We start from the raw sequence: 17,276 nt of genomic DNA, 5'->3' as shown, positions 1-17,276 counted from the left end.
TTTTAAACGTCGTGTTCATGGTTGCTTCTGCTAATATTTAAAACGTGAGGTTGAGGCCCAGGGTAAATGTTTTCAGCATCGGATAGGCATCGCCCTGGCCGTATCCGTTCAGCATATCGCCAACGGGATTTTCGATGATCTCGGGGTCGAAGTTGTCGGTATACTTGAATAATCCGGATAATGTAAAGATGTTCTGGCCTGTTACATACACGGTGGCCTGCCGCATGCCTGCCTTTTCCAGCAGCTTCGATGGAATATTATAGTCGATCGTCAGGCTTTTTAATCTCAGGTAGCTGGCATCCTGCAAGTAGCGGGTCTGCGGGGCGCCCAGCGAGCGGTTCACCCCAAGCGCCGTATATCCCCTGAATCTTGGGAAATAAGCATCCGGATTTTCCTCCGACCATATATTTTCCATCAGTTTAACCGGCTGAAAGCCATAGGGACGGTTATACGGCCCCCAGAATAAATCGGCTTCCGGAGCGAAATACCAGTCTCTTTTTCCGATACCCTGGAAGAAAGCGGAAATCCCGAAACCTTTCCAGTCAGCGGCGAGGGTAAACCCGAACTGGTACCTTGGCGAGCTGTTCCCGATGATCTTCCTGTCGCCGGGATTGTCTACGGTATTCTCTCCCTGGTTAATAAAGCCATCCTGGTTCAGATCGGCAAATTTCAGGTCTCCGGGCAAATATTGCCTGTTATTTGAATTCTGCAGGAAACTCTGATCTGCATGATTGGCTATCTCCTCTTCCGAAGTAAAGAATCCCAGGGTCTCATAACCCCAGATCTCCCCTATTTCATGACCCACGTAATAGTTGCTGGACAGCCTTTTGGTTGGGTTATTGAATTTGGTGATCTCTGACCGGTTATCCCATAAAGATCCGGTGAAACTATAGTTAAAGGGCGAATTACCCAGATTGAAGTCATCCCTCCAGCCAAGCGTTAACTCCCAGCCCATGGTCTGCAGGTCGGCGTAATTACCGTAGGGAACCGTCGCGCCAAAAACATTCGGCAGCGGCTGACCATAGGTAAACATGTCCGTGGTTTGGCGGTTATACCAATCAAAATTTATGTTCAGCCTGGATTTCAGCAGTGCAGCATCCAGCCCTATGTTGAAGGTGGTCGCCTTTTCCCAGGTCAAACCGGCCGGAACGACCCCGGGAAGATAGGTATATCCTTTTTGGACGCCTTCCAGTATCACGCCTGATTTGGCTACTGACATGACTTCCATGTACCGGTAAGGAGCGACATTTCCGTTCCCCAGCGACCCATAGGACGACCTGATCTTCAGCTGATCCAGCCAGTTATTCGTCCCGTCCATAAAAGCCTCTTCTGCAAGGTTCCATCCGGCCGATACCGACGGGAAAAAGCCGAACCGCTGCTCCTCGGGAAACTTTGACGATCCGTCATAGCGGCCGTTCAGCTCAAGCAGGTATTTGTTCTTGTAGCTGTAATTCGCCCGGTAAAAAACGCCCTGGTAAGCCCATTCAAGCCCGCCTCCGGCAAGGGAATAATTCAGTCCGTCCACCAGGTTGTAATCCGGCTTAGAAGGTACCAGAAGGCCATCCCGGCTTGCGTTCATCCTTTGCAGTTCCGAGTGTTCGGCATTGTAGCCCGCCAGTAAGCTGAATTCGTGGTCTTCGCCGGTTTCGGGCTTAAGTTCTACCGTAATATTCGAACCCCAGTAGCTAGTTTCATCACTATACTGGCGCAGGAGACTTTGTCCGAAGCGGTCAAGCGACCCGGGACTATTGCTGTAATTGATATAGTTGTTAACCCTTTTATCTTTGTCGAAATCCCTCGAATAGGTAAAGTCGGCCTTGAAGGTCAATAATTCGCCGAATGGCGTGGCGGTAAGCGACGGAGTGGTCCTGATAAAGAACCTGTTTTGTTCCGAAAAGCTGCTCCCGTCCGCGAAAGGCCCGCCCGTATAGGCGCCGATATGGGTAAACGTGCCGTCCGGATTGTTCATGACCGCCATGGGAAAACCCTGTACGTTCAGATAACGCCAAACGTTTCCGTCGCCGTTAGCCAGCAGTGGATAGTCATAGCTGAAGGTACTGATATCCATATTATTGCTTAATGTAAGCCAGGAATTCAGGTTCACATCGCCTTTTGCCCGCACATTGAATTTCCTGAACTTATCCGGGGAATATTCGAAGATACCGTCCTGGAAGTAATACAAGCCGGAAATATAATAGCTTGCCTTATCAGACCCGCCGGAGGCGCTTACGGAAGCTTCCGTAGCCGGGGTCATTTCCCGGTGCAGCAGGTCAAACCAGTCCGTATTCCCGAAATATTCGTAACGCCCAAGGTCTTCGTTATAAACGACATCCGGCGCATTCGGATCCTGGCTGTTGATCCTCAGCCGTTCAAGGTAATCCAGGGAAAAAGGAAAGATACTATTGACCGACATCGGATGTGTTTTATAGTCGTACCAGGCGAAAAAGGCCTCGTCAAAGTTCCTGGCCCATTCATAGCCATCGGTTACCAGGTTAGGCACCACCGTGCGCTGGTTGAACGATTGGCTTATCCTGAAATTGATATTCGACTGCCCCTGCCGCGCCGATTTGGTGGTGATCAGCACCACGCCAAAAGCCGCCCTTGAGCCGTAAACCGCCGCGGAGGAAGCGTCCCTCAGTATCGAAACACTTTCAATATCGCTGGGATTCACCAGGTTGGGATCACCCTCAACCCCGTCAATCAGTACCAGCGCACTGCCGCCCGCACCGATGGAGGTTGCACCCCGGATGTTAAAGTCAGGAGTACGGGTGGGGCTGCCGTCCACCATCCTGATGTTCAGGTTCGGCAATGTTCCCTGCAGGAGCCTGGACACGTTCGGCGCCGGCCTGTCCTCGATCACCTCGCTCCCGATTTGTGAAACAGCGCCCGTAAGATTGATTTTCTTCTGCGTACCGTAACCCACCACCACCAGCTGCTCAAGCGCCACCGCATCCTCCCGGAGAACCACATCAATCACCGTCCGCCCGCCTACTTCAATGGTTTGTGAAGCGTAACCCAGAAAAGAAAAAGACAATGCGGCATCGGCTGCCACGCTCAATGAATATTTGCCGTCAAGGTCGGTACTGGTTCCCACATTGGTTCCCGGAACAGCCACCGTAACTCCTACCAGGGGCTCTCCCGCCGGATCATTCACTTGTCCTGTTACCGTAATCTGCCGTAAACCGGCAGAACCGACAGTCATGGAAGGATGGATGGGCCTCACAAATCCTGAAGCGGCCGCTTCAGGTCCGGAAAAAAAAGAAGCAGCCAAAAGAAGTCCCACAGATAGCTTAAAAACGTACAACATATTTTTCATGGCGGCAAAGCTATGGAGGCATTGTTAAGCCGGTGTTCAGCGAGTATTAAATCAAGATATAATATGCCGCTGCATCGGATACCCGTAAAATTTCCGGATATTTCGCGCATATGATCCGCGCTATGAGATTAAGTGCGGAATTGCAGAAGAAAAAACAGCTAAGTATCTTCGTTAACAATGAACCCCGAAATCCGGAAATACAATGACTCCCTGCCCCATGGTGACAGAGAGATCTGCGATTTGTTATCAAGAGAGATCAGCAAACGCCTCCCTGATGCGGAGAACAAAATCTGGCACCGGCACCCAGTATGGTTTTTAGATGGAAATCCAATAGTAGGTTATAGCAAGCTTAAAGATAGTGTACGTTTGATGTTCTGGAGCGGCGCAAGTTTCGATGAAGAAGGCTTAGAACCCGGCACCGGCAAATTCCGGGACGCATCCGCCCGCTATACCCGCGCAGACCAGGTCAGCGCCAAAGACCTGAAGCGGTGGCTTGAAAAATCCCGGCATATCCAATGGGACTATAAAAACGTAGTAAAACGAAAAGGTGAATTGCGGCGATTAAAGTAGATACGTTATAATATGCACATCAGCACCAACGAAGCACGCGGCATCTTGTCCAGGTCCGATAAGCCTTTCGCAAAATTATTTACTCACGGAACGCTGGAGGTTGAAATTTACCAGCCTCATATAGAGGATCATCAACAACCTCATTCCAAAGACGAAGTGTACATCATCATTTCAGGCGAGGGCGATTTCTTCCTGGAAGGGAAGATAACCGCTTTTAAACCGGGCGACTTTCTGTTCGTACCCGCAGGCGCCGAGCATAGGTTTATTAATTTCTCAGACAATTTTTCAACCTGGGTGTTTTTTTACGGCCCCGAAGGCGGAGAAAAGTAGTCCTTGATCTTACTGATATTTCAGCACAAACCATCCTTTTAGCCGCTGCATTTCGCTGCCGTTCCGGTACTCGAGTAAATAGAAATAAGTTCCTGCGGGCAGGTTCTCGCTGATTACCCGTGTGTTGGCTTTGCCGTGAAAGATGTTGCTTCCATTGTCATAGCCCTTTGTTTCGAACATGGATATGCCGTTGCGGTTAACAATGACCATTCTGTTATCCGGGAAATCGCGGATGCCTTCAATGATGAGAAAATCGTTGATGCCATCGCTGTTTGGCGAAACTACCTGGTGTACGCGCACGCGCTGACCGGCCTGGTCAACTACCAGCAGTTCTCTTTCCACCGGAGCGGCCGGCAGGTAATTTGCATTCCCGGGCTGGGTAGCGGTAATAATGGTCCGGCCCAGGCGCAGCACCAGCAGGTCGGATGGCCCGGTAAGGGTGGCTACGAGGTTATCCCTCACTTCCAGCTGCACCGCCAGCCCGGAGGAAGCGCTTACGTCCAGCTGAAGGGTTCCGGCATCCCGCTGCACTTGCCCGATCTCGGCGAAATGGATCTCCTGGGGCGCTTTCTTTACCAGTAATTCCCGGCTTATTTCAGGAGTATTGCTGTAATTCGCGTTTTCCGGCAAGGTGGCGGTGATCGTGGCGGTCCCGGCCCCGGTGATCCGGACCTTGCCGTTCACTATTTCAGCAACGGCTGTATTCGAACTGGAGTAAATGACTGTTTCCCCGGTGTTAGCTTCGCCTGTCAAATCAAAATCGGCATCGCCGTAGGTTTTCTCCGGAAGTTGCGCGAACGTGAGTGTGCGCGCTGCCGGCACAACGGTCAGCGTTCCGTTTACATAACGCGGCATATAGTTATCCGCGGCCGCTCCGGAGGCAATAATGGGGTATTCGCCCGGAGGTGAAAGCGGCGTAGCTTCGGTGGATGCCAATGGAGGAGTGCCTAGCTGGCTTTCATCTTCTCCATTCACAAAGCCTTCATAGCTAAAGGTAAAAAGAGGATTTTCTTCGCCAAATTTCCGGGTTTTGTTTTCGGCCGTGACCGTTAGCGGCGCTTTCTCAATCGTGAGGACCTGGTCCCTGGGAATGGCTTCATTATAAAGAGCATTGCCTTCCTGGCTGGCCGTAATAGTTACGGTTCCGGCCTTGTTTATGTGTACCATGCCTCCCGCAATACTGGCGATCTCTTCATCGCTGCTGCGATACATAATCTCCATGCTGCTGTTAGTGCTGATGGCCCCGGGATCAAAATCAGCCATGCCATAGATTACCGAAGCGGATGAAGCAAAGGTAATCTCCTGGTCAAACTTAACAATAGCTGATGCTTCTTCGCTGCGGCCGCTTTCATTGCCTGCTTGGTCTATTGCCGCAAGCCGGTAATACCAGGTAACGCCCGCTGCCACGCCGGTATGCGTATAAGTGGTTGCCGGCGCATTAATCCGGGTTAACAAGGCGGTAGGATTTGGTGTAGTGGCGCCGTAAAGGGCATAGGCGGCCAGATCGCTCTCGGAATTAGCCGTCCAGATAATGACATGCTGGCCATTACGTGGAACCGCAGCCAGCCCCTGCGGGATAGCCGGCATGGCATTGTCGTAAATAAGGTTCAGCGTATTTGATGCCGTATTATCATTATTGGCAATGTTTTGTGCGGCACCCGCGGGAACGCTGAGGCTTACTGTTCCGTTTGCCGAAGGGGTGACCAGGGCCGTATAAGTAATATTGTCCGCGGTTTGCAAGCTGCTCAGGGTGGCGTTGCCAAAGCTGACATCCGTTAAGTCAAAGCCCGTCACAGCTTCAGTAAACACGATGCTCAGGGTAAACGCCTGGTTCACCGGTGAACTGGCCGTGGTGGATAGCGTTACACCAGGAATCAGAGAATACACGAACACATTGTCCGTGGATGCCGCATTGTTGAGGGCTGCTGCCGCGTCATTGCCGGCTGCGTCGCGAATCGTACCGCCATTCATCACAATACTGCTGCCGAGTTCAATACCGTCCAGATCTTGTTCCCCTGCCTGCACAATATATTGGAAGTTAAGAACACTGGAGCCGGAGCCGCTGGTATAATCGGCCTGCACGGTTGCAGAACCAATGGTCAGCGCCAAATAAGGCGTGCCGCCGCCATCGTTTACATTGACATTCTCATCAAAGTTCAGGATAAACCCTAACACGTCCCCCTCCTGGTAATAAGCGTCTGCCGGCACACCTGCCGAGCTTACTACAGGTTTCACCCCATCGATAACGATGTCATGCTGTCCGGCAATGGAACCGCCGCCGCCAGGGACCGGAAGCGTTAAGACCGCATCCATGCCTGAGCCACTTTGTATGGTAGCCGCATTCAACGCCAGCGCGGCTGTGGAAGCATAGTCCAGGTCAGCGTTCAGATCGCCCGCCTGTACAGTATAATTAAACAGGAGGGTATTGGATCCCGAACCGGAACTATAAACTGCCTTCCGGTCCGTCGCGCCCGTTTCCAACAGCAGGTTGGGTGTACCTCCGGTAACATCGACAGCCTGGTTGAAAGTGATCGTTACCGGGATCACTTCATTCAATTTGTAAGCGCCGTCAGGCCTGCTTGCGTTTACGGTGGTGATAACCGGGTTAATGGGGTTTACGGTAATGTTAATTAAATCAGTATCGGTCTGCGATTCTCCCGACCCCGATGATCCAAGGTCGCTGGTAGTGATTTGCAGGCTGGCAGCTCCGCTAAAACCGGCCGTCGGCTGGAATATCATCCCGTGCAAGGCCTGGTTAATGTCGGCAATAGTACCATAAAAGGCCATTGTACCGTCATCTGCTCCGTCGCCGCTTATAAAAATCAGTCCGGTAGCGCCGGGCAGGGTCACCAGGCCATTTGTAGCCGTTAGTTTGACCTGTATTGAACTGCCTCCTGCATCGGCGTCTGAAACGGACACCAGGTTGCTGTTGCCGGTACTGAATATCAGTGATTCGTCCCCGTCAATGGACTGGGGGGCGGGGACAGCATTCAAAGGAGCATCGTTTATGGCTTTCACAAACACCGTTACCGCTGTCATATCCGCCTCCGAGCTGCTGGTTCCGGAATTGCCGGGATCCGCACCTGTATTACCTCCATCATCGATATTTACGGTGAAGGTCACATTGCCGGTAGCGTTAAGCGCCGTAGTAAACGTAAGGTTGTTTGCGGCGATAAACGTATTGAGGTCGGCGATTGGACCGGCCAATGTCAATGAGCCGGTTCCGGACCCGCCAACGGTCACCCCGCCGCCAGACGTAGCCGAAAATGTTCCGGAGGCTGCCGAAAATGTTGCTGTAACGCTGCTGCTGCCGGCATCCGCGTCGGCGAAACTGATGCCGGGGAGTGGACCAGCTACATCTTCATCGACATCGATAGTTGCCGGTGCTGTTACCTCAGGGGCGTCGTTTATCCCCTCTACCGTGACATATACCCATGCGGTATCAGCAAGGAAAGCATAATCATATACTTGATACTGCATCTTTGCCACCCCCCCATGGTTGGCGGAGGTGGGTGTAAAGGTAAAGCTGCCATCCGCAAGCAATAGCACAGATCCCAGGGAGATTGGGGGTGCGGTAATAAGAGCCGCGACCAGCTCATCTCCGTCAGGATCGGAATCATTGGTGCGTATATTACCGGTTGCGGGTACACCTTCACTGGTCGTTAACGCGTCATCCACCGCAACTGGCTTGGAATTCACTGCTACCACATCAATTGTTTTTGTTGCCGGGTTACTGTCTTCGGAGCCGTTACTCACTACGAAGCTGGCCGTGCGGCTTGCCGTATTCGGGGTATGTGAACCGTTGTCATAGGTAACAGCCCGCAAGGCTGCCTGCCATTCCGCCAATGTTGCCGCGCTGCCTGCGGAAGCAAGGCTTAATATGCCGGTGCCCGCATTATAGCTACCGGTAATATTACCCATTGTAGCACCGTCGCCCGTAAACCTCAGTACATCTTCCCCGGACTGGAAGTTAGCGGTGATGCTCACGGTCGCCGAAGCTATGTTCGTATTGCCAGGATTGGTCACCGTTAATGCGTTATCAATTACCTCCTGGGTTGAGCCGCCGTAAAACGACTCGGTAAAAGTGGTGACACCGGCGCTGGTCGTTACCACCGGCGCATTGCTTAGGGCTTTAACGTTTACCATGACATCGTTCAACGAACTCACGCGATCCACTCCGTCATTCAGTGAAATACGGATCTTACGAGGATCTAACGAGGGGTTCGTGCTGGAATTGAGATAGACCAGGTTCCTGATCAGCGCCTGCGCGGCAGCAAATGTTGCGGTGGGAAGGAATTCCACACTCATGGAACTGGTGCCTGCTCCGGTTATCATACCGATGTGCGTTCCGTCGTAATGCAGGTCCCCGCCCACAACGCCAATCTGGCCCGCTCCCATTCCTTCGTGCCGGATGGATAGCATATCTTCTCCCACAACGCCATTGATAATGTGAATGACTACATACCCGTCGTCCGGATTGGGTGTGTCCGGATCAGAAACCGTGGCATCCGCGCCTGCGTCAAGCAAGACTGCAGGTCCGCCCTCTGTAAATGTGACGTTATCGCCATCCAGGTTGGCAACGAGCGGGATGGTGTTGACTGCCTGCACCGATACAGCCTTCGTAGCTCCCGCACTGTTGGCCGTTCCATCGTATGCGACGAAGGTAATTGTGCGGTTAACGGTGGCAGGGTTCGATGAGCTGTTGCTATATGTGACCGCGCGCAGGGCTGCCTGCCATTCCGCCAGTGTCGCCGTCGCCCCCGCGGAGGAGAGGTTCAGTATGCCCATGGCGATGTCATAGCTGCCGGTAATATTGCCCATTGTGACGCCATCGTTGGCAAAAGCAAGTACATCTTCCAGACCGTCCTGGAAATTATCACTTATCATCACAGTAGCTGACTCCAGTGTAGTGTTATCAGGATCGGCCACCGTTAAAGCGTTGTCAATTGCTACCGGCTCAGGGCTGCCGGTACGTGGTTCCGTAAAAGTAGTACTGCCACCGCTTGTGGCGATTACCGGGGCATCATTGGCGCCCGTAATGTTAATCGGAACCGTACCAAGTTCAACATCCCCGGAGCCGTCATTGTCTCTGGCACTGACGGTAAGGATGGCCGCGGGAGAACCGTTCAGGCCCGCCGGTGGTATATAAGTAACGTTAGAAGGAATATCGAGGTACCCATTAATGGCCTCGGGAGTACCGCTTACCGTAATGGTCGGGGTATTGTTTCCTGCGAGTACTACCGGGCGTCCGCCGGTAGCAGCCAAAGCGATGGTGCCGTCGGATACCGACAAGATGGCCGTGATCTCATCGCTATCTTCATCGCTGAAGCTGCTTGATGAGATATCAAGTTCACCCCTGGTATCTTCAATAATCTCAATGCTGGCGGGCAGCCCGCTGACAACGGGAGGAACGTTGACACCTGCTGACCCGATAACAAAATGATCGAAGGTAACGGCCACGCCGGAATTATCGGGGTGTGGCAAGGGAGTGCGCTGCCTTATTCTGATCTCGTCCACATTGTCAAACTGTGAATTTAAAGAATATGTGTCTTTTTGATTGTTAAGGATCAGATCCTGCGTTCCCTGCAACAGGCCATTTCTGTAGGCTTCAGCCGTCAGGCTCATTCCAAAACCGGAAATTCCAACATAATCATACATGTAAAAACTTTGGAAGTCCTGTTCCGTACCATCGACAGTCTTTATAATAAAATAAAAGGGGTCGTCTGTGTTAAGCTGATCACCGGCATAAATTAACCCGGACCCGCCAAAACCATGCCCGTCCAAATCTGATTCGTAATAAATATTTGAACCAAACTCATGCTCCTGAAGATTTTGATCACGCACACTGAACTCAAAATTCCCGATGGTGACGGTTTTTCCAAGGTCAGCATCGTGGGCATAGCCCTGGTCATCAAATGTAATGGTTGTTTGCCCCGCCACTGATGTGCTGATGACGGACAATAACAAGCCGGTAAAAAGTTGCATCTTCATAGTTCTGCGTTCATTTTTGCGTTTATGAAATTTAAACACACATAAATGGATTTTGCCAGCCTGACACACTATCGCGGTGGATCTCTTCGAAGGCTGCGGCATTAAAATGCATGCCTTTGCCCTGGGCGAGCGCCATTTTCTGCGGCTGTTGCCGGCTGGTTCTTATCTTATATATGGTAGTTTGGGGCAGGGCGAATCCCGATTGGGGATAAAAGTTCCTTTCGCCTCGCGGCCCCACAATGATCTCTTGTCTCAACAGGTTACGTATCCCGTCCCAGTCCGCCTTTTCCACCGAAGGCCATAACTCCTTCCATACCAGGCCCGCTTCATATCCCATCAATGCGAACACATTGGCCTTTTGCCCGCAGGCGGCTTCGAAAGAGTCAACAAATTCCCTGTTCAACCCATGCTGGCCCTGGTTATCCCACATCGTGGAAGAATAGATTTCCAGGTCAAGATTTGCTACATCCTGTAATATATCGTCATAGGCCATAGGTTCATTGACCAGCAATGGTATTCTCTTCGCCCATTTGCTTTTCGCCCACTCCGCCAGGAAAGCGGTACCATGATTCCCGCAGAAAATAGCATGAACGTAAGGCGGCTCCTTTTCTTCCAGCGATGCAAAGAAATTTTTGAGGCGAATCTGCATGCTCTGCCCGGGATCATCAGGCAGTACCTGAAGATGAAGGGCAGTATTTCCGGCGGCAATTGCGCCACGGCGAAACGCGGCGCTAAAATGATAACCAGCTTCATATACGGGCATAAGTACCAGGCCTGCATCCCCGAAATATTGCTGCGCCCAATGACCCAGGGCGTATTCCGATTGCCACAATTGGTGGGATGCATAAAAAATATTAGGGCTTAAATAGGGAAAATAGGGAATGTATTCGCCCATATCAAAAAAGAAAGCCGTTTGACCAGCCTGTTCCAGCACAGGAATGGCCTCTGTGATGGCTTTATATCCCACCAGGCCGGAAACCAGGTCAACGCGATCGAAAAAAACGAGCTTCCGGACAGCCTGGACCGAGTCCCTGCCGCTTCCCGTTTTGGTGTATTCATGCACAAACTGAACCCGGTCCTGCCGGAAAGGGTCCAGTCCCATACCCAGCAGCCATCCCGCCGTAAGGTGCTGCGGATAAAATGGATAGATACCGGAATACGGTGTCAAAAAACCTATTCGGAAAGGTCTTTTCATACTATTGCTGGATCTTGAACCGGCTTAGTCTTTTGAAGGATATATTCCGGCAACCGCAATTACGAAATTGATCGCGCTGTAAGGCTGCATGTTTTCATGCGGCTGGGAATTTCCTGCGGGAAGAATACTGACAGGGGACATCATAGTGCTTGCGCCGCTGTCCCCGGTGTAAATATTAACCGGCTCAGCTGATGGCCCTGTTCCAATGGCCGGAGGAACGCCTAATAAAGCTCCGCCGGAAGGCGTGTTACCGGTACCGGCATTAGTACTTGCACGAAAGCCGTGGTTATGGGCTGGCATCTGGGTGGCGATCAGCGTAACGGACTCCACGCCGCCCCGCTCTCCCAACGTATAACCCCGCAAGCCCGGCCCCTGTCCCGGGCCTACCGGCGCCCGGCCGCGCAGGTCAGGCAAACTGAAGGTTGTTTGCCCGTCTCCGCCGTATGTGGTGCCAAGCACGGAAAACAAGGCGGTATTTTGGGCGATTGACAGGAGCTGCCCATTGCAGAGCATATAATACCTGGGCGCAAAGTTACCCGCAAACATTTTGATCATTGCTAAATACTCTTCCATGATTATGTGGTTTAGTTTTTTTTGTGAGAATGTGTTACAGAAGTTTCTTACCCGTGATCTCCGAACCTATGCGGTACCCCAGGGTGATCTCATGGGTACCGTCGTTAGCATGCCCCAGGCGATAACTTTCAAGGCCAAACTGGTAGCTATAGCCAAAGCGCAGCCGGTTATTCAATAGTACTGAAAGAATGGTCCCTACTTCGTTATTGGTGCGGTAATTGACCCCAAGCCCGAGCGTTTCTTTCAGATAGAGTGTCATGGAAAAGTCGGCATGAAGCGGAATATTGGAGGCGTAAGAGGCGAGGACGGCCGGCTTTATTTTAATATTCTCACCTAAAGCGGCAAGATAACCGGCCATCAGGTAATAATGATTTTTAAAATAGCGCGAATTTTCGACCGATGCTCGTCCCAGCTCGCGGAAACTGATACGGGGCACAGAAACTCCCATATAGAATTTCTCCGGAATAAAGTACATCAGGCCAAGGCCAAACGTACCTACGGTCTCAAGAATGTCGTCCTGGAAAAGAGGGTCCGCGGGATCAAGATTGGAATACCTGGCTTCGTACCGGCGTACCCCAAAGCTCATTGAGGCTGCCAGGTACTCGGTTTTCGAAAGCCTGACGGACTTGGCCAAAAATGCACTGGCCTCGATCATTTTCTCCGGCCCGAATTCGTCATGCATAATATTCAGGCCCGCTGCACCTCCGAACGAAACGAGGGGCAGATATCCGTTCGCGATCAGTGTCGCCGGCGCTCCGTCAATGCCCACCCATTGCTTTCTTACAAGAGCATGTACCGCCCCGGCTTTATCCAGGAGGGAGTACGTGGAATTAATGGGCGCAAGATTATCCATATATTGGGTATAGGTAAAAGGCTGCTGGGCATGGGCCGGTTGAACGGACAGCAACAGCAATAGTACCGGCAGCAACGCCGGCCATTTGGCAGATAAGAACATCGGGTAAAGATTTTACTGCATTCGATTAATTAAGCCTTACCAACGGGTAATGCCCCATACTTTTAAGCAAGATCGCAGTTAAAGATATTAAGAAAAAACCTAAAGTTTCCGTAAATTATGAAATATTTCCAAACCTGTTGAGGCTTAGTATTTTGGAGGACAAACCAGCATCAGCGCCGGTATCCCTGAAGCATCATAACAGCTGACGGCTTCAGCGGCTGTAACCTTCCGCTTGTAGTCTTTACCGGTAAGCTTCCTGGATTTATCCCGGTTTTTCCAGCCCCTGTTAATATTCCTGCGAAGCCAGGGCAGATATTCAGGCTTATTACCGTCTTCGATCAGGCGGATGATGTATTGAGCAAAGATGGCGGTATAGATACCTTGTTCCTCTCCACCGCCAAAAGGGAGGATGCCCTTCCTGTCACTCATCGTTTCTTTCACATAATTTGCCGCCAGCACGGCATCGTGGAGGTATCTTTCTTCCTTTGTATTTTTATAGAGCAGCATAGCAGCGCCAATGCAGGTTCCCTGGTTATAAACATGCATTTTCCAGTGCGGCTCTCCGTTGCCATGTTTGGAGTCGGCTACGACGCCTGTCTGCTTATCGAACAGGTTTGCCGATGCCCAGTCATAGATCTTTTTGGCTTTTGCCAGGTATTCAGGGTTCTTCGTGTTGTTGTATAAGGTCATCGCGGCAATTACCGTCGGGTAGTTAATGCAGGCCATTTTCCCGTCCCCCGCCTTTGGCGCGGAAGGGTTTTTCTGATTCCATTGCCAGTACATCCCGCCGTTCACCGGGTCGTAAGAGCCGCCGTCCTTAACTACCGGAGACCCGGACCAAACCCGCTCAAATCCTGTTTCGGCCAGTTCAAGATATTGTGCGTTATTTGTGAGTTCATATCCCCTTGCCAGTGAAATTACCCACCACATGATATCGTCGTAGATGAACCAGACTTTTCCATTATCCCAGTTGAACTTATCGTAATGCTCGTAATTCCCTTTGAATATATCTTCCATCAGCTGACGGTGCGCCGCCGATCCTGTTTTCTTGTAGGCGTTCATGGCCATGTCCCAATAGATGGCCTGCGTCCAGATAGCCCCTACCTCTGTGACCGCTTCGGTATCGCGCATATAAAGCTTTCGCTCCGGGTGAAGCAGGTATTTGTTAAATGCATTATAGGCTTCGGTGATGTCTGCTTCGGTATATTCCTGGTCCGCAAAGCTGGCCTGATCCTCAAAGCCTGCCTGGGACCGGATGCCTGTGGTGTCGGTGGCGCCTGCGGGGTTCAACAATACAGCAATAATACTTAATGGGAAAAATAAAAGTTTTAACATGTTCAAATATACAGCTCTCCCTGAAAAACGCCTAAAAGGATGCCTGTACCGGATTAGGAATAAAGCCGGGAACGTTTAACTTTGTTTTATCATGGTTGCAAAGCATATATTATCCGGCGCTTGCCTGGCCTTCATGGTTTCCTGCCTGGGCTGGGCACCTTCAACAGCACAGTCGAAAAAGCAGTTAGCCGCAGAGATTGCGGCTATTATGGCCGATTACCAGGCAGTGGGAGCAGCTGTGGCGGTTGTTAAAGATAACAAAGTGGTCTACAGCAAATCCTTTGGCTGGAAAGATACTGCCGCGCGGGAGCGGCTGGAACCAGGGGACATCTTCCGCATCGCCTCGATCTCGAAATCATTCACAGCCACAGGCATTATGCAACTGGTGGAAGCCGGCAAGCTTTCACTGGACGATGACGTGGGCGAGCTGATCGGGTTCCCGGTACGCAATCCAAACTTCCCTGATTCGGTAATTACCCTGGAGATGGTGCTTTCTCATCGCTCAAGCATCAGCGACGAAAACGGCTATTTTACCCTGGACGTTTTTAACCCGGACAAGGATCCCAACTGGGCAAAGGCCTATAATGACTATGCCCCGGGGCGGACTATCAATATTGCAATCTCAATTTTAACCTGGCCGGCGCCATCCTGGAAAAATATTCCGGCGAACGCCTGGATCACTACGTACGGCGGCATATACTTCAGCCGCTGAGCCTTTATGGCGGGTATAACGTGGACGATCTGGACAGCACACGTTTCGTGACCTTATATGCCTATAACGGCAATACCAAAGGGTTCACCGCGTCCCCTGCGGCTTACCGGTCACGTGCCGAAGCCCTGGAAGATTACCAGATGGGTTACAGCACGCCCGTTTTCTCGCCTACCGGCGGAATGAAAATGTCGGCCGAAGACCTGGCGAGATACATGATCATGCACATGAATTACGGTGAAGCAAACGGTGTGCGTATCCTGTCGCAAGCGAGTAGCCGCAGCATGCAGCGCGTGAGAAGTCCCGAATCTGGCTACGGCATGGCGCTCCGAACCCTGGACTATCTCATTCCCGGCAAGAAGCTCGTGGGGCACGAAGGCATCGCCTACGGGCTCTACAGCGCTATGTATTTCCAGCCGGAAGAACACTTCGGCATCGTAGTGATCACCAATGGCTGCCGTACAGGGTTTTCGCACGGCGACGTCATCAACGATTTTCTATTTGCGATGTACGATTCTGTTTACAGGAACTTATTCCGCTAGGGAGCTGCGCCAAATCTGAACCGGGCTTCAGGGCCTCCAGAATACTGGTCCGCCGGCCGTCACCAGCATCCCGGTATTCACCGGAACCACAGGAATGATTTCGGGGCTGTTATCAAGATGGTACTTTTTTCCATCGGCGGGAATAATTTTTAAGTCCCATTTTGAAAGGCCGGCATTGGGTGCATGGATATAATCGCAGCCCACAAGCAGGTGGCGGCCATCCGGGGAAAACTCGGCCATATTCTCCCTGGCGTCGCTTTCGGTCACCTGGACCAGGTTATTCCCGTCGATATCCATTAAATAGATGTGATTGCCAACGTAAAGAGAGAGTTTTTTGCCGTCCATGCTTACCCGTATATTCCCCCACTGCTCGTATTCCATTTCTTTGACAAGAGTGAGGCTGGTATAAGGTGGATCAGACCGAAGGATATATTTTTCATCGAAAACGATCAAAATGCTGTTTCCCGGTAACCAGTAAGCTCTGTCGCCGAGAGTCAGCTCCTGGTCGTTAATTCCGTCAAGCTGATATTTGATCTCACCGTTGGTATCCATGATAACGATCCCGTTGTCGAAATCAGGATTTAACAAAATGAGTGAATTATCGTACGATAAAACGCCGGATTTTTGAGCATTCCCGCTTGGCGGCGTATAATTGAATTCCTTTTTTATGCGTCCGTCATCCGGACTTACGAGCATGAATCGCGTTTTTACATACTCGCCGGGCTCGCGCTCGCTGATCAGCCGCAGCTTGCCGTCTTTACTAAGGTCCCAGCCAATCGTCGAATAAGCATTATAGCCAAAGAAATCGCTTTCCTTACCGCTGGCTAAGTCAATTATTTTTACGTCACTTGTATATTCATAGATAATTTGCCCTTTCAAAGTACCCAAAACATTGGCGCCTGGCTCGTCGTCGTCTTTTGAACAGGACAGGCATGAAACAACCAGGCAAAGCAGGATCATTATCTTTTTGGGCTCCATGACGTTTTTTGTTCAAAAGTAGCCGCCCGCGCCAAAATCCGCAATACCGGGAAACCGGTATTTTCTATCTAACCATCACCAAACGTGTTTGCGCCGCGCTGCTAGTATTGCGATCACTGGTATTCCTATAAGGGTTAGTTTTTTTCTTGCATTAGAAACAGCCTATACATAGCTTTGTCCTACATCAACCTGTGCGCAAGTTGCACCATATCTACTATTATGCAGATAATACAATTAATTCAAAATCGGATTTATGAAATCAGGGGTGAGCGGGTTATGCTGGATAGCGATCTGGCTTCACTTTACGAGGTTGAAACAAGGGTTTTAAATCAGGCCGTAAAGCGGAACATTGCACGATTTCCAAATGATTTCATGTTTCAGCTTAAATTCGATGAATATGAAAATATAGAACGGCAGGTCAATGCCCTGGAACGTTTATCATCACAATTTGTGATGATGAACAAATTGCCGTCAAACCGAACGGATAAATATTTGCCCTTTGCCTTTACAGAACAAGGCATTGCCATGTTAAGTGGAGTATTGCGCTCTGATAAGGCCATAAAAATGAATATTGCCATTATGAGAGCCTTTGTCGAGGTTAGAAAGATCTTATTACAACATACTGATCTCAGGGAACAATTGAACGCAATAAAAGAGCGGCTGGGAGAACATGATACTCAGCTGAACCATATCTATGACTCGCCTGAAAATCTTCTGAACGAAAAGGCTGCCCAATTGAATTGGGAAAAGAGGCAAAGAATTGGATTTAAAACATAATTTCC

At 50.8% G+C, this 17,276-nt stretch carries 12 protein-coding genes; 5 read left to right on the top strand and 7 right to left on the bottom strand.

What is annotated here, in order from left to right:
* Positions 1 to 37: 37 nt before the first annotated feature.
* Positions 38 to 3,316, bottom strand: a complete 3,279-nt coding sequence (locus FRZ59_RS05850) for a SusC/RagA family TonB-linked outer membrane protein (RefSeq protein ID WP_192901599.1) — start codon at positions 3,314 to 3,316, stop codon at positions 38 to 40.
* 177 nt (positions 3,317 to 3,493) lie between these two features.
* On the opposite strand from FRZ59_RS05850, the gene FRZ59_RS05845 reads away from it, so the two are divergent.
* Together FRZ59_RS05845 and FRZ59_RS05840 are read left to right on the top strand one after the other, a co-directional pair.
* Positions 3,494 to 3,886 carry a DUF1801 domain-containing protein gene (locus tag FRZ59_RS05845; protein WP_132130492.1) on the top strand — a complete coding sequence of 131 codons (393 nt, stop codon included), beginning with the start codon at positions 3,494 to 3,496 and terminating at the stop codon, positions 3,884 to 3,886.
* 12 nt (positions 3,887 to 3,898) lie between these two features.
* Positions 3,899 to 4,216 carry a cupin domain-containing protein gene (locus FRZ59_RS05840; protein WP_132130493.1) on the top strand — a complete coding sequence of 106 codons (318 nt, stop codon included), beginning with the start codon at positions 3,899 to 3,901 and terminating at the stop codon, positions 4,214 to 4,216.
* Between the two features lie 9 nt (positions 4,217 to 4,225).
* Here FRZ59_RS05840 and FRZ59_RS05835 read toward each other — a convergent pair whose 3' ends face one another.
* From FRZ59_RS05835 to FRZ59_RS05815, 5 genes are all read right to left on the bottom strand, one after another.
* Positions 4,226 to 10,207 (bottom strand): T9SS type B sorting domain-containing protein, encoded by a 5,982-nt coding sequence (locus FRZ59_RS05835; RefSeq protein ID WP_158640540.1) that lies wholly within the window; start codon positions 10,205 to 10,207, stop codon positions 4,226 to 4,228.
* 31 nt (positions 10,208 to 10,238) lie between these two features.
* The gene (locus FRZ59_RS05830) at positions 10,239 to 11,402 is read right to left on the bottom strand and encodes an ABC transporter substrate-binding protein (RefSeq protein ID WP_132130495.1); all 1,164 of its coding nucleotides are present in this window, start codon (positions 11,400 to 11,402) and stop codon (positions 10,239 to 10,241) included.
* 24 nt (positions 11,403 to 11,426) lie between these two features.
* Entirely contained in the window at positions 11,427 to 11,975 is a 549-nt protein-coding gene (locus FRZ59_RS05825) for a phage tail protein (protein WP_192901598.1), read from the bottom strand.
* Between the two features lie 34 nt (positions 11,976 to 12,009).
* The gene (locus tag FRZ59_RS05820; RefSeq protein WP_132130497.1) at positions 12,010 to 12,930 is read right to left on the bottom strand and encodes a PorP/SprF family type IX secretion system membrane protein; all 921 of its coding nucleotides are present in this window, start codon (positions 12,928 to 12,930) and stop codon (positions 12,010 to 12,012) included.
* Between the two features lie 144 nt (positions 12,931 to 13,074).
* Positions 13,075 to 14,265 carry a glycoside hydrolase family 76 protein gene (locus tag FRZ59_RS05815; RefSeq protein ID WP_132130498.1) on the bottom strand — a complete coding sequence of 397 codons (1,191 nt, stop codon included), beginning with the start codon at positions 14,263 to 14,265 and terminating at the stop codon, positions 13,075 to 13,077.
* A 91-nt stretch (positions 14,266 to 14,356) separates the two neighbouring features.
* On the opposite strand from FRZ59_RS05815, the gene FRZ59_RS19415 reads away from it, so the two are divergent.
* Entirely contained in the window at positions 14,357 to 14,977 is a 621-nt protein-coding gene (locus FRZ59_RS19415) for a serine hydrolase domain-containing protein (protein ID WP_262713164.1), read from the top strand.
* Entirely contained in the window at positions 14,899 to 15,516 is a 618-nt protein-coding gene (locus tag FRZ59_RS19410; RefSeq protein ID WP_349290843.1) for a serine hydrolase domain-containing protein, read from the top strand. Before FRZ59_RS19415 ends, FRZ59_RS19410 begins: the two co-directional genes overlap by 79 nt.
* Before the next feature lie 27 nt (positions 15,517 to 15,543).
* Here the strand turns inward: FRZ59_RS19410 and FRZ59_RS05805 are convergent, their stop codons facing one another.
* Positions 15,544 to 16,494 (bottom strand): TolB family protein, encoded by a 951-nt coding sequence (locus tag FRZ59_RS05805; RefSeq protein ID WP_132130499.1) that lies wholly within the window; start codon positions 16,492 to 16,494, stop codon positions 15,544 to 15,546.
* Positions 16,495 to 16,713: 219 nt separating this feature from the next.
* On the opposite strand from FRZ59_RS05805, the gene FRZ59_RS05800 reads away from it, so the two are divergent.
* Positions 16,714 to 17,271 carry an ORF6N domain-containing protein gene (locus tag FRZ59_RS05800; protein WP_132130500.1) on the top strand — a complete coding sequence of 186 codons (558 nt, stop codon included), beginning with the start codon at positions 16,714 to 16,716 and terminating at the stop codon, positions 17,269 to 17,271.
* The last annotated feature ends 5 nt before the right edge of the window (positions 17,272 to 17,276 follow it).

Origin of the sequence: Anseongella ginsenosidimutans, assembly GCF_008033235.1 — a bacterium.
GTDB lineage: Bacteria > Bacteroidota > Bacteroidia > Sphingobacteriales > Sphingobacteriaceae > Anseongella > Anseongella ginsenosidimutans.
This window is presented reverse-complemented; position numbering and strand designations above follow the sequence as displayed.